The sequence below is a fragment of the Rhizobium sp. YTUHZ045 genome (assembly GCF_051124255.1).
GTDB lineage: Bacteria > Pseudomonadota > Alphaproteobacteria > Rhizobiales > Rhizobiaceae > Rhizobium.
Map to the genome: position 1 here is coordinate 813,113 of NZ_CP101432.1, position 25,293 is coordinate 838,405.

Genomic DNA, 25,293 nt, shown 5'->3' on the forward strand with positions numbered 1-25,293 from the left:
GTGAGGGGCAAGGTCACATATTTCTCAATAAGGCGCCGCCACCGCCCCCATGCCGACGTAAACCGTCTTCAGCTCGGAATAATGCTCCAGCGCCGCCAGCGAATTCTCGCGGCCGAAGCCGGATTGTTTCGAGCCGCCGAAGGGGATTTCCACCGGGCAGAGATTATAGGTGTTGATCCACAGCGTGCCGGCCTCCAGCCGGTCGACGACGCGGTGGGCGCGGGTGAGGTCGGCGGTGAAGACGCCGCCGGAGAGGCCGAATTCGCTGGCATTGGCGCGCGCGATCACCTCGTCCTCATCGTCGAAATTGAGCACCGACATGACCGGCCCGAAGATCTCCTCGCGGGCGATGGTCATATTGTCGGTGACATCGGCAAAGACGGTCGGCTGCACGTAATATCCTTCTCCCGAAACGTTGTTCGGAATGCCGCCGCCGGCAACAAGCGTCGCGCCTTCGGCCTTGCCCTTCTCGATATAGGCGATCACCTTCTCGCGCTGCGCCCAGGAGACCATCGGCCCGACCTGCGTCGCCTCATCAAGCGGGTCGCCGATCAGCATCGCCTCGGTGCGCGCCTTCAGCCGCTTCAGGAATTCGGACTTGATCGCCTTCTGCACGAAGACGCGCGTGCCGTTCGAGCAGACTTGGCCGGTGGAATAGAAATTGCCGAGCATCGCCCCGCCGACCGCCGAATCGAGATCGGCGTCGTCGAAGACGATGAGCGGCGACTTGCCGCCGAGCTCCATCGTCACATGCTTGAGGCTGCCGGCGGCGGCGGCCGCGACCCTGCGGCCCGTCGGCACCGAGCCGGTCAGCGACACCTTGGCGACATCGGGATGGTTGACGAGCAGCGGCCCGGTGTCGCGGTCGCCCTGGATCACGTTGAAGAGCCCCCTTGGTAATCCCGCCTCATGCAGGATCTCGGCGATCTTCAGGGCGCCGAGCGGCGTGTTCTCGGAAGGCTTGAACACCATGGCATTACCGCAGACAAGCGCCGGGGCAGCTTTCCAGCAGGCGATCTGCTGCGGATAGTTCCAGGCGCCGATGCCGACGCAGACGCCGAGGGGCACGCGCTTGGTATAGGCAAAATCCTGCCCCAGCGGAATGTGAGCGCCGTTGAGGCCGGCCGGCGCGACGCCGCCGAAGAATTCGAAGGCATCAGCGCCCGAGGTCGGGTCGGCAACGATCGTTTCCTGGATTGGCTTGCCGGTATCGAGCGTCTCCAGTTCGGAAAGCTCGCGGTTGCGCTCCCGCATGATCTCGGCGGCGCGCTTCAAGATGCGGCCGCGTGCCATCGGGCTCATTGCCGCCCATTCCGGCTGGGCGCGCTTGGCCGCTGCAATCGCCTTTTCGACGATTGCAGGCGTTGCGGCATGCAGCCGGGCGATCACTTCGCCGGTAGCGGGATAGAGGCTCTCGATGACGGTGCCGTCGGTATCCTCGACATATTCGCCGTCGATGAAGTGCGAGGCTTTCGGCTGGGCTTTCATGTCATTTGTCCTTGGGGGAGGTGGTGGATAGAAGCGCGTTCAGATAATCCTCCGTCAGCGCGATCGAGGCTTCGATGCCGATCGGCGCCGATTTCAGACTCTGCCTGATATAGAGCCCGTCGATCATCGCCGCAGCGCCCTCGGCGATGCGTTCTGCGGCGTCGGCCGGCAGCAGCGCCTTGAGATCGGCAAGCAGGTTCGAACGCAGCCGGCTGGCATAGATCACCAGAAAGCGCCGCGTCTCCTCGGAGCGCTGCGCTTCGGCGTAAAAGGCAAGCCAGGCGGCAATCGTCTCCGGCGCAAACTGGTCGGCGTGGAAGCTGACACGGAATACCGCCGAAAGCCGTTCGCGCGGTGTCTTCGCTGCCTTCAGCGCTGCCACCGTATCGCTGCGCAACTGCCTCAGCAGCGAGCGGATCGTCTCGATCAGCAATTGTTCCTTGCTGCCGAAATAATGATGGGCAAGGGCTGGCGAGACGCCGGCCTGGCGGGCGATGTCGGACATGGTGACGGCAAGCGAGCCGTGATCGCCGATCACCCGCAGCGCCGCATCGACAAGCGCCTTGCGGCGCACCGGCTCCATTCCGACTTTCGGCAAACGACAACCCTCTGAAAACCGCGCCATGGTATTTTTGATTGACTGATCAATCAACAAAAATCTTCGGCGAATTGATTTGGCTCACATCTTTTCCGGAAGAGCTGGGGCAACATATTCAAGTGATCAGGAGGTGTGCTATGACCAGCGTCTTCAACGAAATGCCGGAATCCTCGCTGCGGTCGAAATGGGTATGGTTCCTCGGCCTCGGGGTTCTGCTTCTTATCTGCGGACTCATCGCCCTCAGCAATTTGCTGATGGCGACCGTCGCCTCGGTTTTTTATGTCGGCATGCTCATGCTGGCCGGCGGCGTCATCTACCTCGTCCACGCTTTTCAGTTGCGCCGCTGGGATCAGGTGCTCTTCTGGGCTTTGAGCGGCGTGCTTTACGTGCTTGCCGGTATCTGCGCCTTCGTCAATCCCATCTTCACCTCGGCCGCCTTGACCCTGTTTCTTGCCATTGCGCTGTTGGTGGCCGGCATATTCCGTCTCTGGGTCGGGATGCGCATGCGACCGCTCAAGGGCTGGCGCTGGATCGCTGCAAGCGGCGTCATGACGGCGCTGGCCGGCTTTGTCATCGCACTGGGCTGGCCGGTCAACAGCCTCTGGATCCTTGGCCTTTTTCTAGCCTTCGACCTGATGGTCCAGGGGTGGACGATGATCGCCGTTGGCCTTGGCTTGCGCAGTTGAACCGCGATGGACCTTTTCTTTTTTGACAAGGGAATGGCGGGGGATTAGACTTTAGGGATTAGGATCGTCCGGCATGCCGGATGGTTGTGCGAACGCACCAAGGCGCCGGCTTGAAGCGCCGGGAATGCCGAAAATGGTCATGCGTCCCCCAAAGGCAGGGTACTGCCTGAAGAAAATAAGGGAGGAAGTTCATGCCGATGGTCACCGTTTCCCTCTCTCCGCAACAGGCAGCGGGCATCCGTGCCGCCGTCGACACGGGTGGTTACGCCTCGAGCAGTGAGGTCGTCCGCGAGGCGCTTCGCCTCTGGGATACCGCCCGCAAGCTCGGCGAAATCAAGGCAGATCTCCTCGACGACGAGAGCGCCGCCTCCGACGGCAGATGCGTCGCCGACATGTTCGCCGATCACGAGGCGCAGCGCCGTCGCTCCGCCTGAACAAGCGCCTGATTGTGCTCGGGAATTCGAATTCACGCGGGACGCGTGGCGGGGATCCGTGTCTTTCACAAAACTTTCATATTGGCGAAAGGGTTCGTTGATCCTTCTGCGGCAGGTTTCTGAGCAAGAAGAACAAGTCGCAGTGGAGATCGGCCCACAATGAACACTGCAATATCCTTGGCTGGCGCCGTCGAGCCTGGCGTCCTGCGCCGCTATGCGAGCGATCAGATGGTAACTCTTGCCAAGCTCGTGGTCGAGAACGCCTTCCAGCCGATCGTCGAAGCCGGCACCGGTACGGTGTTCGGTTACGAGTCCCTTATGCGCGGCCAGGAACGCATCGGCTACGACACGCCGGCCGACATTCTCGACGAGGCGCATCGGACCGGCCAACTGCTGCAGCTCGAACAGATGGTCGCCAGCCGTGCGCTCGCCAAGTTCGCGACGTTGTCGAATTTCTCCACCTCGACCCTGTTCCTCAATCTCGACGTCCGGTTGATCCCCAATGGCGAGCGCCTGGTCGAAAGCCTGCTGCAACATTTGCGGACAGCCAATATTCCGCCGTCCTCCATCTGTTTCGAATTTTCCGAACGTTTCGACAATACCAGCGTGCCGGAATTCGCCGCCCTGGTTTCCACGCTGCGCAAGGCCGGCTTCAAGCTGGCGATCGACGATTTCGGCGTCGGACACGGCGAGATGAAACTGCTTTGCGATCATGCCGTGGACTATCTGAAGATCGACCGCCATTTCGTAGCTGAGATCGACCGCAGCCCGCGCAAGCGCCATCTGCTGAAGAGCATCGTCAACATCGCCCACGTGCTCGGAACGCGCGTCATCGCCGAAGGCATCGAGACCGAAGCCGAATTCATCGCCTGCCGCGAATATGGCGTCGACCTCGTCCAGGGCTGGTTCATCTCGCGGCCGACGACGCATATGTCGGAGCTGGCCCCATCCTTTCCGCATCTGCAGGAGCTCGGCAAGAGCAAGCGCGGCAGCCAGTCGCTCGACGAAATCCTCATCCGCAAGCAGATCGAGCTCTTGCCGACGGTCTACGAAAACGACAGCATCGACAGCGTCTTCGAGCTCTTCCGCCGCAATCCGCGCCAGGCCTTCTTTCCCGTCCTCAACGCTAATGACGAGCCGCGCGGCGTTATCCATGAGCATCATCTCAAGGAATATATCTATCAGCCCTTTGGCCGCGACCTCCTGAAGAACAAGATGTACGAGCGCTCGATTTCGCATTTCGTCGAGATGGCGCCGATCGTCGGCCTCGACAGCGATGCCGAGCAGCTGATGGCGATCTTCGCCAATATGGAAGGCAGCGATTGCCTGATCCTGACCGACAATATGCGTTATGCCGGCGTCGTTTCCGCCGCTTCGCTGATCAAGGTCATCAACGAGAAGCAACTTAAGACCGCCCAGGACCAGAACCCGCTGACCGGCCTGCCGGGCAACCACGCCATCCGCGATTTCATGCGCCAGTCCGGCCGCGACGGCGATGAGGTCCGGCATTTCTGCTATTGCGACTTCGACAATTTCAAGCCTTTCAACGATGCTTACGGCTTCCATCTCGGTGACCACGCGATCTCGCTGTTTGCCGCGCTGATGCGTCGCTATTTCTTCGCCGAGCGCCATTTCCTCGGCCATGTCGGCGGCGACGATTTCTTCATCGGCGTCGTCGGCTGGACCAAGGAGGAGCTGACCGAGATCCTCGACCGGCTGATCAGCGATTTCCACGACGACGTGCTCGATCTTTATTCCGACGAGCACCGCGCCGCAGGGCGCATCCTCGGCCACGACCGCACCGGCACCGAGGCTCTGTTCCCGCTGATGCGCTGCTCGATTGGCGTTCTCGAGCTGCCGGAAGGCCTCGTCATCGACGATATCAACCGAGTCAGCGCCGAAATTGCCGTCATCAAGTCGGCCGCCAAGGAGAGCGAGGAGGGTCTCGCCTTCCATTTCCTGGGCGAGGCGAATTGACGCCCTTGCCGCTTCTAGCCTTCCCAAGCCGGCCGGGCTGATCTATTCCGAACCTCCGGGATCAGGAGGGCCGCGCCATGTCACTGCCTCAGGAAATGCGTTTCATTGATCTCAAGTCCTTCGGCGGGCCTGATGTGATGGTGATCGGCAAGCGTCCGCTGCCGGTGGCCGGCGAAGGCGAGGTCCTCGTGCGCGCCGAGGCGATCGGCGTCAACCGTCCCGATATTGCCCAGCGTCAGGGCAGCTATCCTCCACCTAAGGATGCGAGCCCGATTCTCGGGCTGGAGCTGGCAGGCGAAATCGTCGCCGTCGGCCCGGGTGTCGTAGGCCACGCGGTCGGCGACAAGGTCTGCGGGCTTGCCAATGGCGGCGCCTATGCCGAATATTGCCTGCTGCCGGCAGGGCAGGTTCTGCCCTTTCCCAAGGGCTATGATGCGGTCAAGGCCGCGGCCCTTCCCGAAACCTTCTTCACTGTCTGGGCCAATCTCTTCCAGATGGCCGGGCTGACCGAAGGCGAAAGCGTGCTGATCCATGGCGGCACGAGCGGTATCGGCACGACCGCGATCCAGCTTGCCCGCGCCTTCGGCGCCGAGGTCTACGCCACGGCAGGCTCAAAGGAAAAATGCGAGGCCTGCGAAAGGCTCGGCGCCAAACGCGCCATCAACTACAGGGACGAGGATTTCGCCGCGGTGATCAAGGCCGAGACTGGTCACGGCGTCGATGTCATCCTTGATATGATCGGCGCCGCCTATTTCGAGCGCAACATCGCCTCGCTTGCAAAGGACGGCTGCCTGTCGATCATCGCCTTCCTCGGCGGGGCCGTCGCCGAAAAGGTCAATCTCTCGCCGATCATGGTCAAGCGTCTGACGGTCACCGGCTCCACCATGCGCCCGCGCACGGCCGAGGAAAAACGAGCCATCCGCGACGATCTGCTCTCGGAGGTCTGGCCGCTGCTCGAAGCGGGCACCATCGCCCCCGTCGTTCAGAAGGTCTTCGCCTTCGAAGACGTCGTTGAGGCGCACCGGCTGCTGGAAGAGGGCAGCCATGTCGGCAAGATCATGCTGCGCGTCGGCCGAGCGTTATAGATACGCCGACCGCCAAAACGCCGGGCAGCGCCATCAGCAGATAAAGCCAGTGCGCCGCCGACAGCGCGCCTGATATGCCGCCCGGATCGACGAGGCCGGCGCCATTGGCGATGACGCCCGCGAAGGCCGCGCCGAAGGCGCCGCCAAGCGAGCTCATCGTCGGGATTGCCGCTGATGCCTTGTCCTGTTCGTTGCTGGCGACGAGCTTCAGCACCATGGCGACCAAATGCGCCCAGCCGAGACCGATGCCGAAGCCCATCATGAACATGGCGGCCGCCGCCGGCAGGATGAGCGGCAAATGCCCCTGCGGATTGTCCTTGGCGAGAAACAGAACCAGCGAAGCGGTCGCCGCCGTCTCGATCAGCGCGCCGGCAATGATCGCCAGATAAGCTTGTCGGCCGCTCAACGAACTGCTGAGGAAGGCGGCGAAGGTCCAGCCGAGGGCGACCAGCGCCACCAGATAACCCGAGATCAGCGGCGTTACTCCATGCAGCACCTGCAGAAAATAGGGAATGAAGACGTCGCTGACGAGCACGACGGTCATGACGAGCATCGCCAGATAGACGCGGCAAATCGGCCGGGAAAGGTTGACGGCGCCGGACGGCAGCAGCCGGTTGCGGCTTCGGCCCTCGATAACGAGCATGGCAGAGACCGCGACGACCGAGGCGATGATCAGTACGGCCTTGACGGCTGTCACGTCGATCGCGCCGGCCGTGCTGACCATCAGCACGGCGGTAAGCAGCAGCCCGATCTGCAGGACCGGTGTTCCCGCCTGTTCGCGTTCGTCCCTGACCTCGGGCAAAAGCCGCGGCGCCAGCGCCGCCATCGCAAGACCGAGCGGCACGAGCACGACGAAGGCGTAGCGCCAATTGCTGCCTGAGGAAAAGAAGCCGCCGAGCGTCGGCCCGATGACGGTCGCCACACCCCAGATCGCCGCATAGAGTGTCGAGGCTTTCGGCCATAATGGTTCCGGATAGACGTAGCGGATGAAGGCATAGCCGAGGGCCGCCAGCGCTCCAGTGCCCAGGCCCTGGGCAACGCGGCCGATCAGCACCACCGGCATCGAGGGACCGATTGCCGCGACTATGCTGCCGACGCCGAAGATCAGCGCCGCGATCACATAGACCACACGGAGCCCGATTCCCCGGGGGCGCATGGCGACGAAGATCGAACCGAGAATGGCGGCCGCCACGAACAAGCTCGTCACCCAGGAAATCAGGGCAAGGCCGCCGATATCGCGCACGATCGAGGGGGTGATGGTGGCGGTGATATAACTCTCGACCGCGTAAAGCGTCACGCCGCTGGCAAGCATGAAGGTCGCCGGCAGGTGTTCCGGCAGGAACAGGCGGAAGACGGAACTGGCATTCGGAATGGCAATGGTCTGGTCGATATCGGACATGGGAGGCTCCCAATGTTTTTGCTGGTGGGCAATTATTTTCCAAGATATAAATTGGAAAATTACACGTCGCTCCAATTAAAACAAGGCTTCGCTTGGAAAATATGCGTCAGTCCCCGGCCAACCGAATTCTGATCCTGCTCAAGACCGACGGCCCGCAGCTTGGCTCGGCGATCGGCGATGCGCTTGGCATTTCCGGCGAGGCGGCCCGCCAGCAGCTGGCGAAGATGGCAGAGGAGGGGCTGGTGGAGCCGGTCACCGTTGCCGCTGCCGGCAGGGGCAGGCCGCGTCAGCTCTGGCATCTGACGGCGGCCGGCAATCGCCGCTTCCCCGACGGCCATGCCGAACTGACGGCCGCTCTCCTCGGTACCCTCGTCGATCAGCTTGGAGCGGGAGCGCTCGACACCGTCATCTCCGCCCGCGAGGCCGAGACGCTGAAGCGCTATCGCCACGAGCTCGAAAACGCAGGCGACCTGGCCGCGCGTGTCGAGGGCCTGGCTGCGATCCGCACCCGCGAGGGTTATATGGCCGACAGCTGGCAGGAGGCGGACGGCTCCTTCATGCTGGTTGAAAATCACTGTCCGATCTGCGCGGCGGCCACCGCCTGCGCCGGCTTCTGCCGCTCCGAACTCGAAACGTTCCGCGCTGTCCTCAGCGCCGACGTCGAGCGCAGCGAACATATCCTCACCGGCGCCCGCCGCTGCGCCTACCGCATCACGACGCGGTAAGCCTTGGCGATTGAAGCGGGCGTGTGCCCTGCGCCGCACTCAGGCCGGCTGCCGCGCCTGCCGCCTGCTGCTTTCCAGATGGAGCAACGCTCCGATCGCCGCGAGACCCGCGCCGGCGCCGACGAAGGCGGTGCCGGAATAATCGGTGAGCGATGTGCCGAATGCGAAGAGCCCGGCGGCGATGCCGGTGCCGATGAAGGTATTGAGCGAGAGCAGCGAGGTTCCGAGCCCCGGCCGGTCGGCGATCAGGTCCTGCAGATAGGTGATCGGCACGCTGAGGATTGCCGCCGCGCCGCAGGCATTGACGAGCAGCAGCGCATAGATGTGCCAGGGCGCGGAAGCAAATCCGAGCAGCAGCAGGTAGGCGCAGTAGATCAGCGCGCCGAAGGCCAGCACATGCGCGGTGCGGAAGCGCCGCTGCGCTAGGCCCCACATCATCATGAACGGCATTTCGAGAAGCGCCGTCAGCCCGGCGATGAAACCGACATCGGCGACGTTTCCGCCCGCCGCACGTGTGATGATCAGCGGCAGAAGCATGCCGTTCAGCCGCTGCAACGCGAAGAGCAGCGACATGATGACGACGCGGATCAGCACGTTCGGCATGAAGATCCGTTTCAGCGAAGCGAGGAAACCCACCGGATCGGCAGCAGGGCCGGCGCTGCCGTTGCCGGGGGCGAAGAAGAAATACAGGCAGAAGCAGGTGCAACTGGCGAGTGCCGCGATGCCATAGGCCGGCGTCATCGATGGCGAATTGACGAGATAAAGGCCGATCAGCCCCGGCGCCAGCGCCCAGGAGCCGGAAAACAGCGCCCGCACCGTCGCCGTCACCGCCGCGCCCTCGCCACGCTCCATCTGGTTGGTCCTGGCGCGCAGGCTGGCGAAGAGCAGCGAATAGGTGGAGCCGCTCATCGGCACCAGCAGCAGCGTCGAAAAGATAAAGATTGCCGGGCTGTGAATGATCGCGATCGACCCGAAGCCGAGCATGCCGGCGACCGAAAGCCCCAGCACCAGCGGCCGGCGCTCCTTCAGCCTGTCCGACCAGATGCCGAGCGTCAGACTCGTCGCAACGTTGACGATCGCCGAGAAGAACACCAGCGCCGAATAGGCGCCGTTGCTTAAGCCCAGTTCGTTGATCCCGATGATCGACTGGTAAGGCACGGTCGAGGCATAGGTAAAGGCAAGCGCGACGAGCGTCACGGCCGGAATGCGGATTCTGTTGTCGCGCAGGATGAGGGAGAAGCTGGATGACATGGGGGCGGTTCCTGATGCACCACTCTTAGCCGCAACAGACACATCAGAGAAACGATAGTTTTCGATCGCTTGCGTCAGTTTCCGTGATGGGTGTTGGATGAGGTGATGGCCGACCGACCGGCCTGCCTGGTCGAGCCCGGCTGGATCCGGGCTGAAGGGCCTGGGATGACGGAGGAGGCACCAAACTCACGGCCGTCGCCGGATTGTGGTGCCATCTGAACCCCGTTGGCTTTCGCGCCCCGACGCGTTATGCCTGCCGCATCCCGCCAGCATTCGGATGAGAGCCCATGACCAATCCCGTCACCGTCGAAGTCACCCGCGGCCTGCTCGTCGAAAGCCGTCATCGTGGCGCGGTGGCGGTCGTCGATGGCGACGGCAAGCTTGTCTTTTCGCTCGGCGACATCGACGCCGCCGTCTTCCCACGCTCGGCCTGCAAGGCGATGCAGGCGCTGCCGCTTGTCGAGAGCGGTGCGGCCGATGCCTATGGCTTCAGTGATAAGGAGCTGGCGCTCGCCTGCGCCTCGCATAATGGCGAGGACGAACATGTGGCGCTTGCCGCCTCGATGCTGTCGCGTGCCGGCCGCAATGCCGAAGCGCTGGAATGCGGCGCCCACTGGTCGATGAACCAGAAAGTCCTGATCCATCAGGCCCGCACGCTCGGCGCACCGACGGCGCTGCACAACAATTGCTCGGGGAAGCACGCCGGTTTCATCTGCGCCTGCTGCCACCGCGATATCGACCCGAAAGGTTATGTCGGCTACGAGCACCCGCTGCAGGTCGAGATCCGAGCAGTGATGGAAAGCCTGACTGGAGCCGTGCTCGGCGCCGAGAGCTGCGGCACCGACGGCTGCTCCATCCCGACCTACGCCGTGCCTTTGCGCAGCTTGGCCCACGGCTTTGCGAAGATGGCGACCGGCACCAGTCTGGAGCCCTTGCGCGCCAAAGCATCCCGGCGCCTGATCGAGGCCTGCATGGCCGAGCCCTTCTATGTCGCCGGCTCCGGCCGCGCCTGCACCAAACTGATGCAGATCGCTCCCGGTCGCATCTTCATCAAGACGGGCGCCGAGGGCGTCTTCTGCGCCGCCATCCCGGAAAAGGGCATCGCCATCGCGCTCAAATGCGAGGATGGCGCCACCCGCGCCGCCGAAGCCATGGTGGCGGCCACACTCGCCCGCTTCTTCGAGACTGAAGAGACGGTGCATGCAGCCTTGATGGCCTTCTCCGCGATGCCGATACGCAATTGGAACGGCATCCATGTCGGCGATATCAGAGCGACCTCTGTCTTCTCGGCATGATGCGGAAAACTGCGCACGGTTTTCGTACGCCATCGAGCCCCTGACTTTTCTGCGCAGGGTTACGCTTCAGCGATCGTGCCGTTGAGGTCGCGATAGGGCTTCAGCCGCTCGGCCGCAATCTCGGCCGGCACGATCAGTCCCGCCACCTCGGCAATGCCGAGCACCGGGCAGGGCGAGACGAGATCGAACTTCTCCTCCGTCAGCAGCACATGCGTTTCGGCTGCGCAGCGGGCGATATGCCGCTTGATCGCGGCTTCCTCAAAATCGCCGGTGGAAAGCCCGTGAACGGGGTGGGCGGCGGTGACGCCGAGGAAGAAGAGATCGGGGCGCAGCTGGGAAATCGCCGCCATCGCCGCAGCGCCGGTCGCCACCATCGAATGTTTGTAGAGCCGTCCGCCCGCCAGGATCACCTCGGCCGTCGGATGGTGCTCGAGCTCGGCCGCGATCGTCGGACTGTGGGTCGCGACCGTCAGCGCCATGTCGCGTGGCAGGTGCCTGGCAATTTCCGCGGTCGTCGTGCCGCCGTCGAGGAAGATCATCTGCCCCGGCTTGACCATCGCCGCCGCCGCGGCTCCGAGCCGCGCCTTGATTTCGGACGAGACGCTGCGCCGCGCCGTGAAATCCGGCAGCTCCGGTGCCAGCGGCATCGCACCGCCATGCACGCGTTTCAAGAGTCCCTCCGCCGCCATTTCCCTGAGGTCCCGCCGGATCGTGTCTTCCGAAAGCGAAAAATCGTCGGCGACACGCTTGGCGATCACCTGGCCGTCGCGGCGCAAGATGTCGAGAATCAGGGTCTTGCGCTGCGTCGTCAGCATTGTGTCTCCGCACGAAAATTCACGAGATGGCATGATATTGCACGAAATGACTCGACATTCAAGAAATATCGTGCATTTCAGGAAATCCCGTGCATGAGGCCGGGAGTGCTCGCACAGAAGCGGAGCGATGGAGTGGATCATGTTGATTTTGATTGCCGGGCCTTATCGGTCCGGGACGGGCGACGACCCGGAAAAGATGGCCGCCAACCTGAAGCGGCTGGAAGAACCCTCTTATGCCTTGTTCGAGGCTGGCCATGTGCCGATGATCGGCGAATGGGTGGCCCTGCCGATCTGGCACGCCGCCGGCGGCAGATCGGTCGGCGATGCGCTCTACGAGCAGATCTTCCACCCGGTCGCTGGCCGGCTGCTGCAGCTCTGCGAGGGCGTGCTGCGCTTGCCGGGTGAATCGAAGGGCGCGGACAACGACGTGCGCATCGCTAGGGAACGCGGCATCCCGGTCTGGCATCGGCTGGAGGATGTGCCGGGCTGCGGGTGAGTAAGGGTGTCCCGTGGGGCGCCCCTCACTTAGCCCTCTCCCCGTTCTGACGGGGAGAGGGGACGTGCCAAACGCAACCTTGAGATAGAGGAAGCGGGTGCGGCATACCCCTTCTCCCCGTCAGAACGGTGAGAAGGTGGCGGCAGCCGGATGAGGGGCAGCCTCCCGGCACGCCGTTCATTGTCCGGCTCCCGAAAGCCTAGGCAACCGCCATCTCCCCGGTTCCGGCGCACCAATCCCCGCGCTATAAGACGTGCCGAAAGGGAGTCGATAATCATGCTGACATTATATTACGCATCCGGAACCTGCGCGCTCGCAAGCCTGATTGCTCTCGAAGAATCCGGCCTTGCATTCGAAACAAAAAAGCTCAACTTCCGCGACGGCGAGCAGCGTTCGCCGGACTATCTGAAGATCAATCCGAAGGGTCGGGTGCCGGCGCTCGTTACCGAGCGCGGCGTGCTGACGGAAACGCCGGCGATTCTCGGCTTCATCGCTGAAAGCGCACCGGCCGCGAAGCTCGCGCCGCTCGGCGATGCCTTCGAAATGGCGCGGCTGCAATCCTTCAACAGCTATCTCTGCTCGACCGTGCATGTGAACCATGCCCACCGCCCGCGCGGCTCCCGCTGGGCCGACGAGCCGGCGGCGCTCGAGGCGATGAAGGCGAAGGTGCCGCAGAATATGGCCGATTGCTTCATGCTGATCGAAGAGAAGATGTTCGAGGGCCCGTGGGTGATGGGCGAGACCTATTCGCTTGCCGATCCCTATCTCTTCGTCATGACCGACTGGCTGCCGTCCGACGGCGTCGATCCCGCCCGTTTCGCAAAGGTCAGCGACCATCACGCCCGCATGCTGCAGCGCCCCGCCGTCCAGCGGGCGCTGGTCTATGACCGGGGCTGATCCGCCCTGAGATGTCAAAACCCGTCTGTGATGCGGGGCCGGTCGTAGCCGCCCCTGCATTCACGCTGACGTCTGCCAGGGGTCGATTACGGATGCACCGGTGTCGCGGAAATCGCCGACATTGCGGGTGACGACGATGAGATCGTGGACGATCGCCGTCGCAGCGATCAGTCCATCAATGTCGCCGCGCGGCCGGATTGCTGCGATGCGGCCCCATTCCACGGCAATCTGATCGGTCACCGGAAGGATACGGCTGCCATGGTCGTGGCGCAGCTTGCGCAGCCACTCGGCTAAGTGGGTCGCGGCCTTCGGATCCGACCTCTGTTTGAGGGCAATGCCGCGCATGATCTCGCCGAGCGTCAACGCGCTCAGATGGATGCTCAGCGGATCGACGGAGCGCAGCCAGGAAACCGCCTGCGGCGTGCTGCGTCGCGCCTCAGAGACGATATTGGTATCGACGAGATACATCAGAAGGCCACGCCACGGCTGGGACTCTTGGCCCTCGCTTCGACCGCATCGGCGAGATCATCGTCCCAGGCAGGACCGCCCAGCAGATCATCGACCAGCGTCGGACGGCCGGCACGCAGGGCGTCGTAATCGCCGGCGGACAATACGACAGCCGCGCGCTCACCGCGCAAGGTGACCACTTGCGGTCCTTCGTCTCGCGCCTTCTGCACCACTTTCGAGAACTGGTTCTTCGCGTCCTGCAATTGCCATTCCATAAAACTGTTCCTGGCTAGACTGTCTAGCTATATAAGAGAGGAAGGGCGGCAGGTCAATGAGGGTGTTCTCGGCTGGCCGATCATCAGCCGCCGGCGCCCTGGTATTTGCGGGTGGCGTAGCGCCAGTGGGCGATGCCGATGAGCACCCAGACCGGGCCGGCGGCGAGCGCGACCGGCTCGGCCCAATCGCCGAGAATCGGGATCGGCTTTCCGAGCAGGGCGCCGACCGGGACCGAGCTGGTCAGCGCCAGCGGCACGGCGGTGATCAGGGTCAGCTGGATGCTGCCGGGAAAGATGTTGAGCGGATAACGCGTCAGTTCCCAGAAGCCGAAGAAGATCGAGAAGAGGTGGTTCGAGCGTACCCACATCAGTGCCGTCGCGCCGATCATGGTGATCATCGCACCGGTGAGCAGCGTCGCGCTGACGATCGCGGCAAGCAGGAACGCCACGGACGCGGCCGTCCAGGCGAAATCGACCGACAGGACAGCCCAGCAGAGCAGCGGCACTGCCAGGATAATATGGCCGGCATAGCCGATATTGAGGCCGGAAAAGACGAGATAGGCCCAGGGGCTGAACGGCTTGACCAGGAGCGTGTCGTAGGTGCCGAGTCGCACCAGCTCCTCGAGATCGCGCAATTGGACGAAGCTCATAGCTGCACCCAGCGAATAGGCAAGCAGCTGAAAGCTGAAGAGCAGCGCCAGCTCCGGCCAGGTCCAGCCGCCAAGCGTCTGGAAGCGGGCAAGCAGGATGCCGATCGTGGCAAAGACGCTGCCATAGGAAAGGATCTGCGCAAGCCGGTCGAGCCAGAAGGCGCCGCGATATTCCATTTGCGAGCGCACATGCATGCGCACCAGAAGCGGAATGACGCGGAGGTGATGGAGGAGCACGATCAGCCTCCCTGCACGGTTATGCGGCGCGAGGCCAGGCGCCATAGCCAGAGCACGCCCATAAGGAACAGTCCGGCCCAGCCGAGACCGAGGCCGAGATGCAGCCAGGTATCGGCGACGGAAAGCCTGCCGAGATAGACCGCATTGGGATAATAGACGACCCAGGCGAAGGGCAGGCGGCGGGCGATCGTCGCTAAGGGCTCGGGGAAGAACCAGAAGGGCACCAGCAGGCCGGAGAACAGATGCAGCAGGGCGCCGAGAATCCAGTCCAGCGAGAAGCTCGTCATCAGCCAGAAGGCGATCAGCCCGAACAGCGCCGACATCAGGAAGATCAGCACGAAAGATAGCGCCCAGAAGGCGATAAACATCAGACCGTGAAACAGGCTCGCCGGCGCCAGCATGCCGTAAAACAAGGCGGTGAAGGCGACGGTCGGGATCACCTGCGTCGCCAGGCGGTAGGAAAAGCTGCCGCATTCATTGGCGAAGAGATAGAGCGGATAGGAAAGCGGCTTCAGCAGCCAGACGGCGATATCGCCTGTTTTGAGCGACCGGCCGATCTCGCCGATGACCCTTTCAGGACGGGTGGCGCCCATGACAGCGCCGCCGAGCAGGGCGTAGGTCACCATCTGCTGCAGCGAGACGCCGTCGACGACGGTCGCGCCGACGCCGGCATAAACGGCGAGCCAGATGGCGACGCGGGCGACGACCTGCACCAGCTTGCCGAAGATGTTGGCCCAGACCTCGTTGCGGTAGGCGAGCTGCGCGTGGAAGGCGCTGCGTGTGAAGGCCAGATAAGCGCTCATGGTGTGGGCGCCTGGGCGTTGCGGGTGAAGGCGAGATAGGTGCTCATGAGGCTCGGGCCCTGGCGTTGCGGCCCTGGTAGAAGGTGCGGATGACCTCTTCGATGTCGGGCTCGTGCAGCGCTACATCCTTGAGGTCGCGGTCGCTGCCGACCTCCGAAAGGATCTTGACCAGCGACACGTCCTCGCGCTCGATCAGATATTCCTTGCGCAGGCCCTCATCGCTGACGAGCGACGCCGTGCTGAGCCGCAATGGCCCCGGGTCGCTGGCAAATTCCAGCGTCAGCCGCCGGGCCGAGCCGAGGGCGGCGCGCAGGCTGCGCAATTCGCCGTCGAAGATCAGCCTGGAGTGATCGACCATGATCAGTCGCGGGCAGATCGTCTCGATGTCCTGCAGATCATGAGTGGTGAGGATGATCGTGACGCCGCGTTCCCGGTTGATCTCGGCGAGAAAGCGCCGCACGGCATCCTTGGCGACCACATCGAGCCCGATCGTCGGTTCGTCGAGAAACAGGATCTTCGGATCGTGCAGCAGCGACATGACGATCTCGGCGCGCATGCGCTGGCCGAGGCTGAGCTGGCGCACCGCCCGGTCGAGGAAGGGCGAGAGGTCGAGCAGCTCGCTGAACTGGCGCAGATTGTTCGTATAGCGGGCGGCCGGGATATCATAGATGCGCTGGTGCAGGGTGAAGCTGTCGATCAGCGGCAGATCCCACCACAGCTGGCTGCGCTGGCCGAAGACGACGCCGATCTCGCGCGCATTATCCATGCGGGAGAGATGCGGCGTGCGGCCGAGCACCGAAAGCGTTCCTGAACTCGGCACCAGAATGCCGGTCATCATCTTGATCATCGTCGATTTGCCGGCGCCGTTCGGGCCGAGATAACCGACTGCCTCGCCGGCCGTAATATCGAAGCTGATATCGGAAACGGCCTGAACCTCGGTATATTCGCTGGTCACCAGCGTCTTGAAGGCGCCGATGAGACCCGGAAATCTCTTGTGCTGCCGGAAGCGCTTGCTGACGCCCCGTGCTTCGATCAAAGCCGGCATGTCTATTCCCTCGGATATGAAGCGAGCCGACTCGGGCGGCGATGGGCTTGAGAACGCAGGCTAACGCGAAGTGGGATTCGTTCAAGCTGAAGTTGCGTTTCGATCGATCACTTCGGCCTTGTGTCGCCACGACCTTGACCGATCTCCGCCTGCGCTACATTGAAGGCATGGACAAGATCTACGCCTTGCTCATCGTTGCCGCGGCCATTGCGATCATCTTCCTCGCAGGCCGATGGAACACCTCGGATGCCGATCACTATATCGGCTTCGGCAATCTCCGTCCGCGCCGCAAGAGGCGGGGCGGCGATGATGACACGCAAGAAGAATGAGGCGCCTGATCGAAGGCTCTCTTCGATCAGGCGCTTCCGCGGAGGTCGGCATCAGCTCGCTTGGCGTTCGGAACGCTGACTGAGGATTGCCGATGCGTGTATCGGCATCGGCCGTTCGACGCGCCGGTAGACGCTGCCGTCGCGCGTCCGGCTCATCAGTCCGAGCTCGCAGAGTTCCCGACGCAGCAATGCGTGATCTCCAAACAGGTGCCTGTCGCGAAGAAGAGCATTGACCTCCTTCTCGGACATCTCCGTGGTCGAGGGAATCTGTGACCACAGAAGCCAAAGCGCCGTGATCTGATCCATGCGCCGCGAGGGCCAGCGCACTAGGCGGAGCTCTTCGTCAAAGCTGCGCTGAACGCGATCGATATGCTTCCGGTCGATCTCGACATAGGCGGCAGGCACGGATGCCGGTAGCTGCCCCTCGCTCTCTGCGGGACCGGCTTTTGCACGCAGGCTCTGGAAATTGCCGTAACCGGCAGCCCGTGCCAGCATGTTCAAGAATTGGAGGTGAGATGGAAGCCCTTCATGGGCGGAGAGCTGGAGGCGCAGCGACTTGGCAAATGAGGACGCATCGCTCACCTGGAGAGGAATGAGTTTTCTGGACATGACCTATCCTTTGGTCGTGCCGTTCCGGATGGATTACCGGTGATCGCCCTTCCGACATGGCACGGGATCGATGTCCATATCTCGGTTATTGTCAGGTTTAGCGTGTTCCGAAGAACGGCGATGCCTGGGTGAACTGCAGACCCGACTCAGCGATTATCATCGGGCCCTCGATATTTCAACAGTCTTCCAGTTCGCTGGCTCCGGCAGAGGGTCCGGCGTTCCCCGCAAAGTCGGCAGCGCTAAGCGGAACCGGCCGGGTGCCGTCGACATCGGCGATGCCGTATTCCCGCGCCAATGCCGCGGCGATCAGCACGCGCCCGGATTTCGACATGAGCAGCGGGTCGCGCCACAGCCCGCCAATGACATGGCCGATGAACTGAGGTGATTCCGAATTGCTCATGTCGAAATGCTCGGCGTTCTCAAGAACGGCTTCGGTGCGGACGAGCCCCGGATAAAGCGCAACGGCGGCGACACTGTGAGGGCGCAGCTCATGGGCGAAGTCTGCGGCCATCTTGTCGGCGGCGGCCTTGGTGATGCCATAGACCGCATTGCCATCGTAGAGCTGGGCGGCCCAGAAGGATATGTTGACGATGAGGCCGCGTCGTGCCGAGATCATCAACGGAGCGACCGCGCGCGACATCATGAAAGCGCCCCTGAGCGCGGTGCCAATCATCGCCTCCCACCGCCACACCGGCTGCTCCCAAAATGGCCTGGGCCAGGTGAATTCCCCGTCTTCCACCATACGTTCGTAGCCCGGCCATGCATTGTTCACCAGAATATCCAGCCTGCCGCCGGCCCGGATCGCTTCGGCCACCCGCTCGCTGTCGGCGTCGCTAGCGTGATCGCATCGATGGACGGAAAGGCGCCCCGGCAGTTTTGCCGCTTCAAACTCGAGCCCCTCGAGCGATCCCGCCGATCCCGCTTGCTTTGCCTCCGCCTCGAAACGCGTCCTGCCGGTCACATGAACGGTGACGCCTTCGGCAAGCAGAGCAAGGGCAATGCCGCGCCCTATGCCGCGGCTCCCGCCGGTGACCAAAGCGACGACGTCTTTCATAGTGGGCTCTCCCTGATGAGCTGGCGATCAACGCGGATAAGCGCATATCGGCAGAGAGGCTTCTGCCGGGCGATGCTTTTTGCGAGGCGCGGACCTTCTGTGCCGGCCTCTCTTCTCCACAGCCGCAGGTTTCAGCATGTCGATTATGACGGGAACAAACAAGGCGGTTCAGATGTTAGATGCAACTGGAATCCGGCGAGTTGTTCGACATGGCCAAATTTGCTCGGGGAGATCACGTTACCTGGAATTCGGAGGCCGGGCAGGTCTCCGGCCGCATCATTGCGATCCACACCCGGGATTTCCATTACAAAGGGCATCGCCATCGGGCGACCGAGGCGTCGCCCCAGTACGAGATCAAGAGCGATCATATAGCCGCCCATAGGGAAGACGCTTTGAAAAAGGTCGGAGGACAATAAGATGAATCCGAAAAGCACCCTGAGTATTGCCGGTCATCCGATCCACCCGATGTTGATCCCGTTCCCGGTCGCTGCCTTCGTCGGCACGCTGGTCGTCGACATCCTCTACGCCAGATCAGGCGATCCCGCCTGGGCAGATGCGACCAACTGGATGCTCGGCGCCGGCCTTGTCATGGCGGCGCTGGCGGCCGTTGCCGGATTGACCGACTTTCTCGGCGACAGCCGCATTCGCGACCTGCGCGACGCCTGGTTCCATATGATCGGCAATGTCGTCCTCGTCCTGATCGAGGCCGTCAACCTCTGGCGCCGATTGGCCGAAGGCGGCGACTTCATCGTGCCGACCGGATTGGTGCTGTCGTTGATCGCGACCGCCCTTCTTCTGTTCAACGGCTGGAAGGGTTGGGAAATGGTTTATCGCCACCGCGTCGGCGTCAGCGAGGATCCGGGCAATCCGACGAGATAATGAACGGCATGCTTCAACGGCAGCATGCCCGCCTCGTCCTTCGAGGCCCCTGCGCGGCACCTCAGGATAAGGCTCTCGGAGCGCTTCGCTTCGGAACCACCAATGCCTCCAATTGGCTGCGGCACCCTCCAACGCTCCTCATCCTTGTACGTTGCCGTTGGTGTATAAACGGGCTGCGCGACGGGGATGCGTGTCATCCTTGGGTTTCGAACTCGTGCCTCAGCGAGCATCTCCGTCGCGATGTCTTCGCTCGAACGGTTGATTGGGCTTCGAGCCCGCGTTGCAAGGAGGAGCACCCATGCGTATCCCGCAAGCTTTCATGGTCGGCATCGATGTCTCGAAAGCCCATTTCGACGTGGCCGTCGAGGGCAAACGCGCCGTTGTCCGTTTCGACAACGACGCGCCAGGCCGGGCCGCGCTGGCGACGGCGATAGCCGGCGCCGAGCTGGCCGTCGTCGAGGCCACCGGCGGTTACGAGATGGCGATCGTCAGGGCGCTGATGGCCGCCGGTATTGCCGTCGCCGTTGTCAATCCCCGCCAGGTGCGCGATTTCGCCAGGGCCAGCGGCCGGCTGGCCAAGACCGATCAGGTCGACGCCCGCGTCATTCTCCACTTCGCCAGAGCGATGCGTCCGGCACAGATCCCCCATATCGACGACGGCCGCATCGCGCTTGCTGCCCTCGTGACCCGCCGCCGCCAGCTCATCGACATGGCGGTCGCTGAGAAGAACCGCCTCGAACACGCCCCGCAAGCCGTCGCCACCCTGATCGGCGAGACCCTCGCCGCCCTCAAAAGCCAGCTCGCCCGCGTCGATGCCGCCATCGCGCTCGCCACCGAGGCCGAACCCGACATGGCCGCACGCCGCGACCTGCTGCTGACCGTGCCGGGCATCGGCGAGGTCGGCGCCGCCGTGCTCATCGCCGAACTGCCCGAACTCGGCGCCATCGACGACAAGAAACTCGCAGCCCTCGTCGGCGTCGCCCCGGTCGCCCACGACAGCGGCACCTGGCGTGGCCAGCGCCACATCGCCGGCGGCCGCGCCACCGTCCGCTGCGCCCTCTACATGGCAACGCTCTCGGCCATTCGCTGCAGTCCGGCCATCAAGGCCTTCCACAAACGACTGCGCGCTGCCGGCAAACCACCCAAGGTCGCGCTCGTCGCCGCCATGCGGAAATTCATCGTCATGATCAACACTATCATCAAAAGACGAACCCCATGGAGCGAACCGCAACAACACGGTTGCTGAGGCACGCAGCCCAAAGGGCGGAGCCTCGAAGGACGCCCTCCAGCGCTGCTTCCTGCATTCACCACCGGCGCGATCGCCACGTCTAATTCAGCAAATGTGCGGCAGCGGTGCTCACGCGCATTTCGCCAGCTGCGGCCTGGCCTCGGCATGAAAACCGGTCTCCGCCCCCAGCGGCAGATCGGCGATTTCGCGCAGCGACATGCGTTGGACCTCGGGATGCCGCAACGGGTCATCCTTCCAGGCCGGCCCGATCTGCGTCCCCGCGGCAGATTTCAAGAAAAACTTCAGCCACGACATGGCAAACCTCGCATTCTCCAGCGGCACGGAAAGATGATCACCCGGCGGCTGGTGCCGAACAAGCTCTCCCGCGCATCGTGCCATCGCTGGCAGAGCGGGGATCCTGGATGGTTGCAATGTCTGCCTGCGCCGGTGCTTTTTCAATTGAGATTACTGCGGTGCCGTTATAGAAAAACTATATGAAGAACCTGAATAGCGTCCATCTAAACGGCCTGCGCGCGCTCGAGGCCGTCGGTCGTCTCGGCTCGCTGCAGGCGGCCGCCGACGAGCTCGGCGTCTCGGTCGGCGCCGTCAGCCAGCAGGTGATCAAGGCCGAAGCGCAGTTGGGGCAAGTGATCTTCGAGCGCACCGCCCGGGGCATGATCGCTACCGAAGCCGGCCGGCCGGTGCTTGCAGCGCTCGACGAAGGCTTTGCCCGTCTTTCGCAGGCAGTCTCGATCGCAAGCCGCAAGGACGATACGATCCTGACCATTTCGGTGGCGCCGGTCTTCGCCGCCCGCTGGCTCGTCCATCGGCTTCATCGGTTCGCCGAACGTTACCCCGACATCAAGCTGCGGCTGGATGCAACGACCAATCTCGTCAATCCCGCGATCTCAGACGTCGACATTGGCATCCGCGTCGGCGCCGGCAAATGGCCCGATGTGAAGGCCGAACTGCTGCTAGAGCAGGAGGTCTTTCCCGTTTGTTCGCCCGAAATGGCGGCGAACCTGAAACAGCCCGCCGACATCCTCGCTTTGCCTGCCATCATTGATGGCCTTGCCATGTTCAGCTGGGAAGTCTGGATGCGCGAGGCAGGGCTGTCGGGCGCGACACTGTCGACGCGCCACGTCTTCAACGACGCCTCGCTCTGCCTAGATGCGGCGATCGCCGGCCAGGGCGTCATGCTCGCTTGGCAGACGCTTGCCGCCTTCGCGCTGGCCGAAGGCCGGCTGGCGGCACCCTTCGGCATTCGCGCGAAAACCGGCTTCGGCCATTATTTTGTGACGGCCGAAGGCGCGCGCGAACCGAAGAAGGTCAAGGATTTCAAGGCCTGGATCCGTGAGGAAATGGCCGGCACGCTGGCGCTTTTCCAGTAGGCCTTAGACTTCGATCGGCTCCTTGCCGCGCGCCGCCTGCATCGCCTTGTAGGCCGGGCGGGACTGGCAGCGTTCGATCCAGGCCTTGATGTTCGGATGCATGTCGAAAAGGTCCGTCTCGCTCTGGGCATAGCGCAGCACCTCGGCGATGTTGAGATCGGCGACGGTGAAGCGCTCGCCGACGATCCACTGACGGCCGGCAAGGTGACCTTCGAGCGCCGCAAATGGCCGGCGCAGCCCATAGCAGGCGGCGGCGATCGTCCGCTTGCCGTCCTCGCTGTTTTCAAGCCCGTTGTCATAGGTCAGCACGATGCGCACCGAATGCGGCTCGACTTGCGAAGCCGCCCAGATCGTCCACATCGTCAGCAATCCGTCTTCCTCGACGGTTTGGCCGGAAAGCGGCCCGCCATGCTTGCGCGCAAGGTAAAGGTTGATTGCCAGCGACTCGTGCATGACGAGGTCGCCGTCGCGAATGCTGGGGATCTGCGCCATCGGGTTGAGAGTTGCGAATTCAGGCGAATGCGTGTTGAGCGGCGCCTCTTCGGCGAGCGGGTCGGCAAGCCGCCTGGCCTGCAGCACCGGCACGGAGCGGAATTCGAGCCCGAGTTCATCCGCCATCCAGTAGACGCGCGAAGCGCGCGATCGATAGACCCCATAGATTGTCAGCATGACGATACCCCTCGATGTGTCGCAGAAAAGGTAAACGCCGGATCACCCCAGGAAAAGTCCTCGCCGCTGATGGGATGATGAAAGCTTTTGATCTGGCGAGCGCCTTCCCCGGCGGCAGATCGAGCACAATTGCCTGACAGGGGGAACAATGAAAGGGCCGGCGGGTTGGACCCAGAGATTGGCGCCGTCGAGGCGTCGAATGCGATGACCCGCGTGCGCAGCGCGCACCAGGCAAAGGAGGAACAAATGACGGGCAAGAAGACACATGAACAACAGGTTCGTGTCATCGAGAAACGCGAGAAAACCGCAAATGCCGGCGAGGATTTCGACGCCAAGGCGGATCTGCAACGCAATGCGCAGGCAAAGGAGGCCTATCGGAAAGGCGATCTGAAGGCCGATCCGGACCCTCGCAATGACGATCGGGGCATCATGCGTGGCCGCAATCAGGAGAGCGAGCATAAAAAAGGGAGCGGTCGTCCCTGACGGTGAAGGAGCCCAGATCACAAAGGAGCCCCGATTAGGAAGGAGCCCCGATCAGGAAAGGAGAGTTTCATGACCTTGACATTGATCAGCAAGGCTTTTGCCCAGGATCAGCCGATCCCGAAGAAATATGCGCGAGCCGGCGAGAACCTCTTTCCGCCGCTTGCCTGGAGCGGTGCTCCCGCCGGGACCCGGAGCTTCGCTCTGGTGGTCGAGGATCCGGATGCTCCGCGCGGCACGTTCCGCCACTGCGGCATTGCCAATATCCCGGCGCAGTGGAGCGCCCTTGCCGAAAGCGTCGATAGGGCGCCGGAGCAAGCCCCCCGCTTCTACAAGAACGATTTCGGCAATACCCGATACGACGGTCCGCAGCCGCCGGCAGGCGATCGCCCGCATCACTACGTCTTCCGCCTGGCGGCCCTCGACGTGCCGAAGCTTTCTACTCCGGATGCCGCCGGTATCAGCGCAATGTGGGCGGAGGCGAAGAAACACGCATTGGCGGAAGCGACCGTCACCGGCACCTATCAGACGCACTGAGCAAAAGCCGCGTGTCAGGACACGCGGTTTCGCTCGACGGTCAGCTGCGCATAGGGCGCGCGGCCGCCCGCCATTTCGGCGGAGACTTGTCTGTCCCACTCAAAGCCGAGGACAGCCCCTCCGCCAACCTCCTGGAAGATGTTGTCGGTGATGATGGCGGCACCAGCGCCCGCGGCGACTGAGACGGCGCATCCCACCGGCGCCTTGCGCACCACATTGCCGCTGACGACGACATTTCTGAGATAAGGCCCCCATCCGATCTGCAGGCCCCAGCGCGGCGCGCCCTCGATCACATTGCCCGACACCAGCGTATCGGCCTCCGCCGCAATGCCGATGCCGAAGCCGACCTCGTGAGTGTAGGGACCTTTCAGCGTCAGGTTGCGCACGACATTGCCGGTGACGCTTGCGAGCCGGCCGCCTTCGTCGAAATTGGCGATCGAAATCCCGTTTGCCGCCCCGTCGATCATATTGGCGGATACGACCGCGCCTTCGAAGGCGAATTCGACATAGATCGCCGTCTCCCCGGAGCGGCGGCACTGGTTGCTGGTGATCTGGATGTCCGAGGCCGAATTGGCGCGGATGGCGGTAAAGGCGCAGTCGGAAATCTGGTTGTTCACCACCATCACCCCATCGGCGCGAAAGACATTGATGCCGTTGCCGTTCTGACCGGTGCCGCCGTCATTGGCGCGGATGTTGGAAATCCGGTTGCCGGAGACGACCGTGCCGTCCTCCGCCTGTCTCCAACGATGCACGAGAATGCCACCATTGCCGCAATCCGAGACCGTATTTGCCACGATCGAAAGATTGGCGGAATCGACAGCGTAGAGGCCGGACTGGGCGGCGCCCGAAATGCGGCTGCGTTCGATCCGCCCGCCACAGCGCTCCAGCTGCAGGCCGTGTTTGCGGCTGCCGCCGATCTCGCAATTGTCGATCAGCACCTCGTCGACGCCGGTAAATTGCAGAAGCCCGCCGGCGTAGTCGCCGAGCCAGCGGTTGCCGCCGTCGATGACGAGATTGGAAAGCTCGATGCGCCTGATGTTTTCGGCTGCAAACAGATGGCCGTCGCCGGTATAGACGATCCGCGAGGCGCCGGGCACGCCTGAGATGCGGGTATTGTCGGGTAGGCTGAGGTTGGAGATCTTATAGGTGCCGGGCGGCAGGAAGACCGGCACGTTCTCGGCCGCCGCCTGTCTGATCATCTGCTCCAGGTTGCGGATTTTGCGGTCCCCAATTTCTGGAACGGCGCGATATTCCACCGCGTCGATCGTACCGCGGAGATCCGGCTGGCTGGCAGCCGTCAGCGGCGAGGCAAGCGTGCGCGATGTCCCGCCCGCAAGCGCGGAGGCGCCGAGAAAGAGAAGCATGTCGCGGCGAAAAGGCATTCCGGGCTCTCCTGTCATGACGCGCCCGTAGCAGAAAACGTGCCAGCCCGCCTGTCTTCTTTTGGCACAGGCCCGTCACATCAATCCGAAATTCTTGCTGCGACAGGGGCCGATGGCAGGATCTCGCCGCTT

The 25,293-nt window shown here is 63.1% G+C and carries 29 protein-coding genes and 1 pseudogene; 15 read left to right on the forward strand and 15 right to left on the reverse strand.

What is annotated here, in order from left to right; all coding sequences use genetic code 11:
* Positions 1-24: 24 nt before the first annotated feature.
* Together betB and betI are read right to left on the reverse strand one after the other, a co-directional pair.
* A complete protein-coding gene (betB, locus tag NMA58_RS03965) occupies positions 25-1,488 on the reverse strand; it encodes a betaine-aldehyde dehydrogenase (RefSeq protein ID WP_434712438.1) in 1,464 nt (487 codons plus the stop codon).
* 1 nt (position 1,489) lies between these two features.
* Positions 1,490-2,086 carry a transcriptional regulator BetI gene (gene betI / locus NMA58_RS03970; protein WP_434712439.1) on the reverse strand — a complete coding sequence of 199 codons (597 nt, stop codon included), beginning with the start codon at positions 2,084-2,086 and terminating at the stop codon, positions 1,490-1,492.
* Between the two features lie 137 nt (positions 2,087-2,223).
* Between betI and NMA58_RS03975 the strand changes: the two genes are divergently transcribed.
* The 4 genes and pseudogenes from NMA58_RS03975 (at position 2,224) to NMA58_RS03990 (ending at position 6,268) form a co-directional block, all read left to right on the forward strand.
* Entirely contained in the window at positions 2,224-2,772 is a 549-nt protein-coding gene (locus tag NMA58_RS03975; RefSeq protein ID WP_085777365.1) for an HdeD family acid-resistance protein, read from the forward strand.
* Positions 2,773-2,963: 191 nt separating this feature from the next.
* Positions 2,964-3,206 (forward strand): ribbon-helix-helix domain-containing protein, encoded by a 243-nt coding sequence (locus NMA58_RS03980; RefSeq protein ID WP_434712440.1) that lies wholly within the window; start codon positions 2,964-2,966, stop codon positions 3,204-3,206.
* A gap of 78 nt (positions 3,207-3,284) precedes the next feature.
* Positions 3,285-5,183 (forward strand): annotated as a pseudogene (locus tag NMA58_RS03985) (GGDEF domain-containing protein).
* A gap of 77 nt (positions 5,184-5,260) precedes the next feature.
* Positions 5,261-6,268: an NAD(P)H-quinone oxidoreductase gene (locus tag NMA58_RS03990; RefSeq protein WP_434712441.1), complete on the forward strand. Its 1,008-nt coding sequence runs from the start codon at positions 5,261-5,263 to the stop codon at positions 6,266-6,268.
* Here NMA58_RS03990 and NMA58_RS03995 read toward each other — a convergent pair.
* Positions 6,240-7,667 carry an MFS transporter gene (locus NMA58_RS03995; RefSeq protein ID WP_430958708.1) on the reverse strand — a complete coding sequence of 476 codons (1,428 nt, stop codon included), beginning with the start codon at positions 7,665-7,667 and terminating at the stop codon, positions 6,240-6,242. The two genes, NMA58_RS03990 and NMA58_RS03995, sit on opposite strands and share 29 nt — an antisense overlap.
* Positions 7,668-7,768: 101 nt before the next feature.
* Between NMA58_RS03995 and NMA58_RS04000 the strand changes: the two genes are divergently transcribed.
* Positions 7,769-8,392, forward strand: a complete 624-nt coding sequence (locus NMA58_RS04000) for a helix-turn-helix transcriptional regulator (RefSeq protein ID WP_430958709.1) — start codon at positions 7,769-7,771, stop codon at positions 8,390-8,392.
* Between the two features lie 39 nt (positions 8,393-8,431).
* Here the strand turns inward: NMA58_RS04000 and NMA58_RS04005 are convergent, their stop codons facing one another.
* On the reverse strand, positions 8,432-9,685 hold the full coding sequence (locus tag NMA58_RS04005; protein WP_434712443.1) for an MFS transporter: 1,254 nt from the start codon (positions 9,683-9,685) through the stop codon (positions 8,432-8,434).
* Positions 9,686-9,930: 245 nt separating this feature from the next.
* Here NMA58_RS04005 and NMA58_RS04010 point away from each other — a divergent pair, with 245 nt between their 5' ends.
* Complete coding sequence (locus tag NMA58_RS04010; protein ID WP_434712444.1) at positions 9,931-10,938, forward strand: asparaginase; 1,008 nt, start codon at positions 9,931-9,933, stop codon at positions 10,936-10,938.
* 59 nt (positions 10,939-10,997) lie between these two features.
* On the opposite strand, the gene NMA58_RS04015 is transcribed toward NMA58_RS04010, so the two are convergent.
* The gene (locus tag NMA58_RS04015) at positions 10,998-11,753 is read right to left on the reverse strand and encodes a DeoR/GlpR family DNA-binding transcription regulator (protein ID WP_434712445.1); all 756 of its coding nucleotides are present in this window, start codon (positions 11,751-11,753) and stop codon (positions 10,998-11,000) included.
* A 139-nt stretch (positions 11,754-11,892) separates the two neighbouring features.
* On the opposite strand from NMA58_RS04015, the gene NMA58_RS04020 reads away from it, so the two are divergent.
* The gene (locus NMA58_RS04020) at positions 11,893-12,249 is read left to right on the forward strand and encodes a DUF4406 domain-containing protein (RefSeq protein ID WP_097601544.1); all 357 of its coding nucleotides are present in this window, start codon (positions 11,893-11,895) and stop codon (positions 12,247-12,249) included.
* 276 nt (positions 12,250-12,525) lie between these two features.
* Positions 12,526-13,146, forward strand: a complete 621-nt coding sequence (locus tag NMA58_RS04025; protein WP_434712446.1) for a glutathione S-transferase family protein — start codon at positions 12,526-12,528, stop codon at positions 13,144-13,146.
* Between the two features lie 60 nt (positions 13,147-13,206).
* Here the strand turns inward: NMA58_RS04025 and NMA58_RS04030 are convergent, their stop codons facing one another.
* The 5 genes from NMA58_RS04030 to NMA58_RS04050 all read right to left on the reverse strand — a co-directional run bounded on the left by NMA58_RS04030 (position 13,207) and on the right by NMA58_RS04050 (position 16,603).
* Complete coding sequence (locus NMA58_RS04030) at positions 13,207-13,614, reverse strand: type II toxin-antitoxin system VapC family toxin (RefSeq protein WP_183703443.1); 408 nt, start codon at positions 13,612-13,614, stop codon at positions 13,207-13,209.
* A complete protein-coding gene (locus NMA58_RS04035) occupies positions 13,614-13,868 on the reverse strand; it encodes a type II toxin-antitoxin system Phd/YefM family antitoxin (RefSeq protein WP_434712448.1) in 255 nt (84 codons plus the stop codon). Before NMA58_RS04035 ends, NMA58_RS04030 begins: the two co-directional genes overlap by 1 nt.
* An 83-nt stretch (positions 13,869-13,951) precedes the next feature.
* Complete coding sequence (locus NMA58_RS04040; RefSeq protein ID WP_434712449.1) at positions 13,952-14,755, reverse strand: ABC transporter permease; 804 nt, start codon at positions 14,753-14,755, stop codon at positions 13,952-13,954.
* A gap of 2 nt (positions 14,756-14,757) precedes the next feature.
* Positions 14,758-15,558 (reverse strand): ABC transporter permease, encoded by an 801-nt coding sequence (locus NMA58_RS04045; protein ID WP_434712451.1) that lies wholly within the window; start codon positions 15,556-15,558, stop codon positions 14,758-14,760.
* A 43-nt stretch (positions 15,559-15,601) separates the two neighbouring features.
* Positions 15,602-16,603, reverse strand: coding sequence for an ABC transporter ATP-binding protein (locus NMA58_RS04050; RefSeq protein WP_430958714.1), 1,002 nt, complete (start codon positions 16,601-16,603; stop codon positions 15,602-15,604).
* Between the two features lie 134 nt (positions 16,604-16,737).
* On the opposite strand from NMA58_RS04050, the gene NMA58_RS04055 reads away from it, so the two are divergent.
* The gene (locus NMA58_RS04055) at positions 16,738-16,932 is read left to right on the forward strand and encodes a hypothetical protein (protein WP_434712453.1); all 195 of its coding nucleotides are present in this window, start codon (positions 16,738-16,740) and stop codon (positions 16,930-16,932) included.
* 51 nt (positions 16,933-16,983) lie between these two features.
* Here the strand turns inward: NMA58_RS04055 and NMA58_RS04060 are convergent, their stop codons facing one another.
* Positions 16,984-17,541 carry a DUF2087 domain-containing protein gene (locus NMA58_RS04060; protein WP_434712455.1) on the reverse strand — a complete coding sequence of 186 codons (558 nt, stop codon included), beginning with the start codon at positions 17,539-17,541 and terminating at the stop codon, positions 16,984-16,986.
* A 175-nt stretch (positions 17,542-17,716) separates the two neighbouring features.
* Positions 17,717-18,595 carry an SDR family NAD(P)-dependent oxidoreductase gene (locus tag NMA58_RS04065; RefSeq protein ID WP_434712457.1) on the reverse strand — a complete coding sequence of 293 codons (879 nt, stop codon included), beginning with the start codon at positions 18,593-18,595 and terminating at the stop codon, positions 17,717-17,719.
* 209 nt (positions 18,596-18,804) lie between these two features.
* Here NMA58_RS04065 and NMA58_RS04070 point away from each other — a divergent pair, with 209 nt between their 5' ends.
* The 3 genes from NMA58_RS04070 (at position 18,805) to NMA58_RS04080 (ending at position 20,720) form a co-directional block, all read left to right on the forward strand.
* A complete protein-coding gene (locus tag NMA58_RS04070; RefSeq protein ID WP_434713500.1) occupies positions 18,805-19,011 on the forward strand; it encodes a DUF2945 domain-containing protein in 207 nt (68 codons plus the stop codon).
* 1 nt (position 19,012) lies between these two features.
* A complete protein-coding gene (locus tag NMA58_RS04075) occupies positions 19,013-19,474 on the forward strand; it encodes a DUF2231 domain-containing protein (RefSeq protein WP_434712458.1) in 462 nt (153 codons plus the stop codon).
* Positions 19,475-19,772: 298 nt separating this feature from the next.
* Entirely contained in the window at positions 19,773-20,720 is a 948-nt protein-coding gene (locus NMA58_RS04080) for an IS110 family transposase (protein WP_434712459.1), read from the forward strand.
* 111 nt (positions 20,721-20,831) lie between these two features.
* Here the strand turns inward: NMA58_RS04080 and NMA58_RS04085 are convergent, their stop codons facing one another.
* Positions 20,832-21,017, reverse strand: coding sequence for a hypothetical protein (locus NMA58_RS04085; protein WP_434712460.1), 186 nt, complete (start codon positions 21,015-21,017; stop codon positions 20,832-20,834).
* Between the two features lie 179 nt (positions 21,018-21,196).
* Between NMA58_RS04085 and NMA58_RS04090 the strand changes: the two genes are divergently transcribed.
* Positions 21,197-22,093: a LysR substrate-binding domain-containing protein gene (locus NMA58_RS04090; protein ID WP_085777383.1), complete on the forward strand. Its 897-nt coding sequence runs from the start codon at positions 21,197-21,199 to the stop codon at positions 22,091-22,093.
* Between the two features lie 3 nt (positions 22,094-22,096).
* Here NMA58_RS04090 and NMA58_RS04095 read toward each other — a convergent pair whose 3' ends face one another.
* Entirely contained in the window at positions 22,097-22,762 is a 666-nt protein-coding gene (locus NMA58_RS04095) for a glutathione S-transferase family protein (protein WP_434712461.1), read from the reverse strand.
* A 246-nt stretch (positions 22,763-23,008) separates the two neighbouring features.
* Here NMA58_RS04095 and NMA58_RS04100 point away from each other — a divergent pair, with 246 nt between their 5' ends.
* Both NMA58_RS04100 and NMA58_RS04105 read left to right on the forward strand, forming a co-directional pair.
* Positions 23,009-23,245, forward strand: a complete 237-nt coding sequence (locus tag NMA58_RS04100) for a hypothetical protein (RefSeq protein ID WP_434713501.1) — start codon at positions 23,009-23,011, stop codon at positions 23,243-23,245.
* Positions 23,246-23,314: 69 nt separating this feature from the next.
* Positions 23,315-23,779, forward strand: coding sequence for a YbhB/YbcL family Raf kinase inhibitor-like protein (locus NMA58_RS04105; protein WP_434712462.1), 465 nt, complete (start codon positions 23,315-23,317; stop codon positions 23,777-23,779).
* Positions 23,780-23,793: 14 nt separating this feature from the next.
* On the opposite strand, the gene NMA58_RS04110 is transcribed toward NMA58_RS04105, so the two are convergent.
* On the reverse strand, positions 23,794-25,161 hold the full coding sequence (locus NMA58_RS04110) for a TIGR03808 family TAT-translocated repetitive protein (RefSeq protein WP_434712463.1): 1,368 nt from the start codon (positions 25,159-25,161) through the stop codon (positions 23,794-23,796).
* Positions 25,162-25,293: the final 132 nt, after the last annotated feature.

What these genes read in the sequence shown, in the direction of transcription:
- betB (WP_434712438.1), bottom strand. Translation starts at nt 1,488, where the DNA reads ATGAAAGCCCAGCCGAAAGCCTCGCACTTCATCGACGGCGAATATGTC.
- NMA58_RS03975 (WP_085777365.1), top strand. Translation starts at nt 2,224, where the DNA reads ATGACCAGCGTCTTCAACGAAATGCCGGAATCCTCGCTGCGGTCGAAA.
- NMA58_RS03980 (WP_434712440.1), top strand. Translation starts at nt 2,964, where the DNA reads ATGCCGATGGTCACCGTTTCCCTCTCTCCGCAACAGGCAGCGGGCATC.
- NMA58_RS03990 (WP_434712441.1), top strand. Translation starts at nt 5,261, where the DNA reads ATGTCACTGCCTCAGGAAATGCGTTTCATTGATCTCAAGTCCTTCGGC.
- NMA58_RS03995 (WP_430958708.1), bottom strand. Translation starts at nt 7,667, where the DNA reads ATGTCCGATATCGACCAGACCATTGCCATTCCGAATGCCAGTTCCGTC.
- NMA58_RS04000 (WP_430958709.1), top strand. Translation starts at nt 7,769, where the DNA reads ATGCGTCAGTCCCCGGCCAACCGAATTCTGATCCTGCTCAAGACCGAC.
- NMA58_RS04010 (WP_434712444.1), top strand. Translation starts at nt 9,931, where the DNA reads ATGACCAATCCCGTCACCGTCGAAGTCACCCGCGGCCTGCTCGTCGAA.
- NMA58_RS04015 (WP_434712445.1), bottom strand. Translation starts at nt 11,753, where the DNA reads ATGCTGACGACGCAGCGCAAGACCCTGATTCTCGACATCTTGCGCCGC.
- NMA58_RS04020 (WP_097601544.1), top strand. Translation starts at nt 11,893, where the DNA reads ATGTTGATTTTGATTGCCGGGCCTTATCGGTCCGGGACGGGCGACGAC.
- NMA58_RS04025 (WP_434712446.1), top strand. Translation starts at nt 12,526, where the DNA reads ATGCTGACATTATATTACGCATCCGGAACCTGCGCGCTCGCAAGCCTG.
- NMA58_RS04030 (WP_183703443.1), bottom strand. Translation starts at nt 13,614, where the DNA reads ATGTATCTCGTCGATACCAATATCGTCTCTGAGGCGCGACGCAGCACG.
- NMA58_RS04035 (WP_434712448.1), bottom strand. Translation starts at nt 13,868, where the DNA reads ATGGAATGGCAATTGCAGGACGCGAAGAACCAGTTCTCGAAAGTGGTG.
- NMA58_RS04045 (WP_434712451.1), bottom strand. Translation starts at nt 15,558, where the DNA reads ATGAGCGCTTATCTGGCCTTCACACGCAGCGCCTTCCACGCGCAGCTC.
- NMA58_RS04050 (WP_430958714.1), bottom strand. Translation starts at nt 16,603, where the DNA reads ATGCCGGCTTTGATCGAAGCACGGGGCGTCAGCAAGCGCTTCCGGCAG.
- NMA58_RS04060 (WP_434712455.1), bottom strand. Translation starts at nt 17,541, where the DNA reads ATGTCCAGAAAACTCATTCCTCTCCAGGTGAGCGATGCGTCCTCATTT.
- NMA58_RS04065 (WP_434712457.1), bottom strand. Translation starts at nt 18,595, where the DNA reads ATGAAAGACGTCGTCGCTTTGGTCACCGGCGGGAGCCGCGGCATAGGG.
- NMA58_RS04070 (WP_434713500.1), top strand. Translation starts at nt 18,805, where the DNA reads ATGGCCAAATTTGCTCGGGGAGATCACGTTACCTGGAATTCGGAGGCC.
- NMA58_RS04075 (WP_434712458.1), top strand. Translation starts at nt 19,013, where the DNA reads ATGAATCCGAAAAGCACCCTGAGTATTGCCGGTCATCCGATCCACCCG.
- NMA58_RS04080 (WP_434712459.1), top strand. Translation starts at nt 19,773, where the DNA reads ATGCGTATCCCGCAAGCTTTCATGGTCGGCATCGATGTCTCGAAAGCC.
- NMA58_RS04085 (WP_434712460.1), bottom strand. Translation starts at nt 21,017, where the DNA reads ATGTCGTGGCTGAAGTTTTTCTTGAAATCTGCCGCGGGGACGCAGATC.
- NMA58_RS04090 (WP_085777383.1), top strand. Translation starts at nt 21,197, where the DNA reads ATGAAGAACCTGAATAGCGTCCATCTAAACGGCCTGCGCGCGCTCGAG.
- NMA58_RS04095 (WP_434712461.1), bottom strand. Translation starts at nt 22,762, where the DNA reads ATGCTGACAATCTATGGGGTCTATCGATCGCGCGCTTCGCGCGTCTAC.
- NMA58_RS04100 (WP_434713501.1), top strand. Translation starts at nt 23,009, where the DNA reads ATGACGGGCAAGAAGACACATGAACAACAGGTTCGTGTCATCGAGAAA.
- NMA58_RS04105 (WP_434712462.1), top strand. Translation starts at nt 23,315, where the DNA reads ATGACCTTGACATTGATCAGCAAGGCTTTTGCCCAGGATCAGCCGATC.
- NMA58_RS04110 (WP_434712463.1), bottom strand. Translation starts at nt 25,161, where the DNA reads ATGCCTTTTCGCCGCGACATGCTTCTCTTTCTCGGCGCCTCCGCGCTT.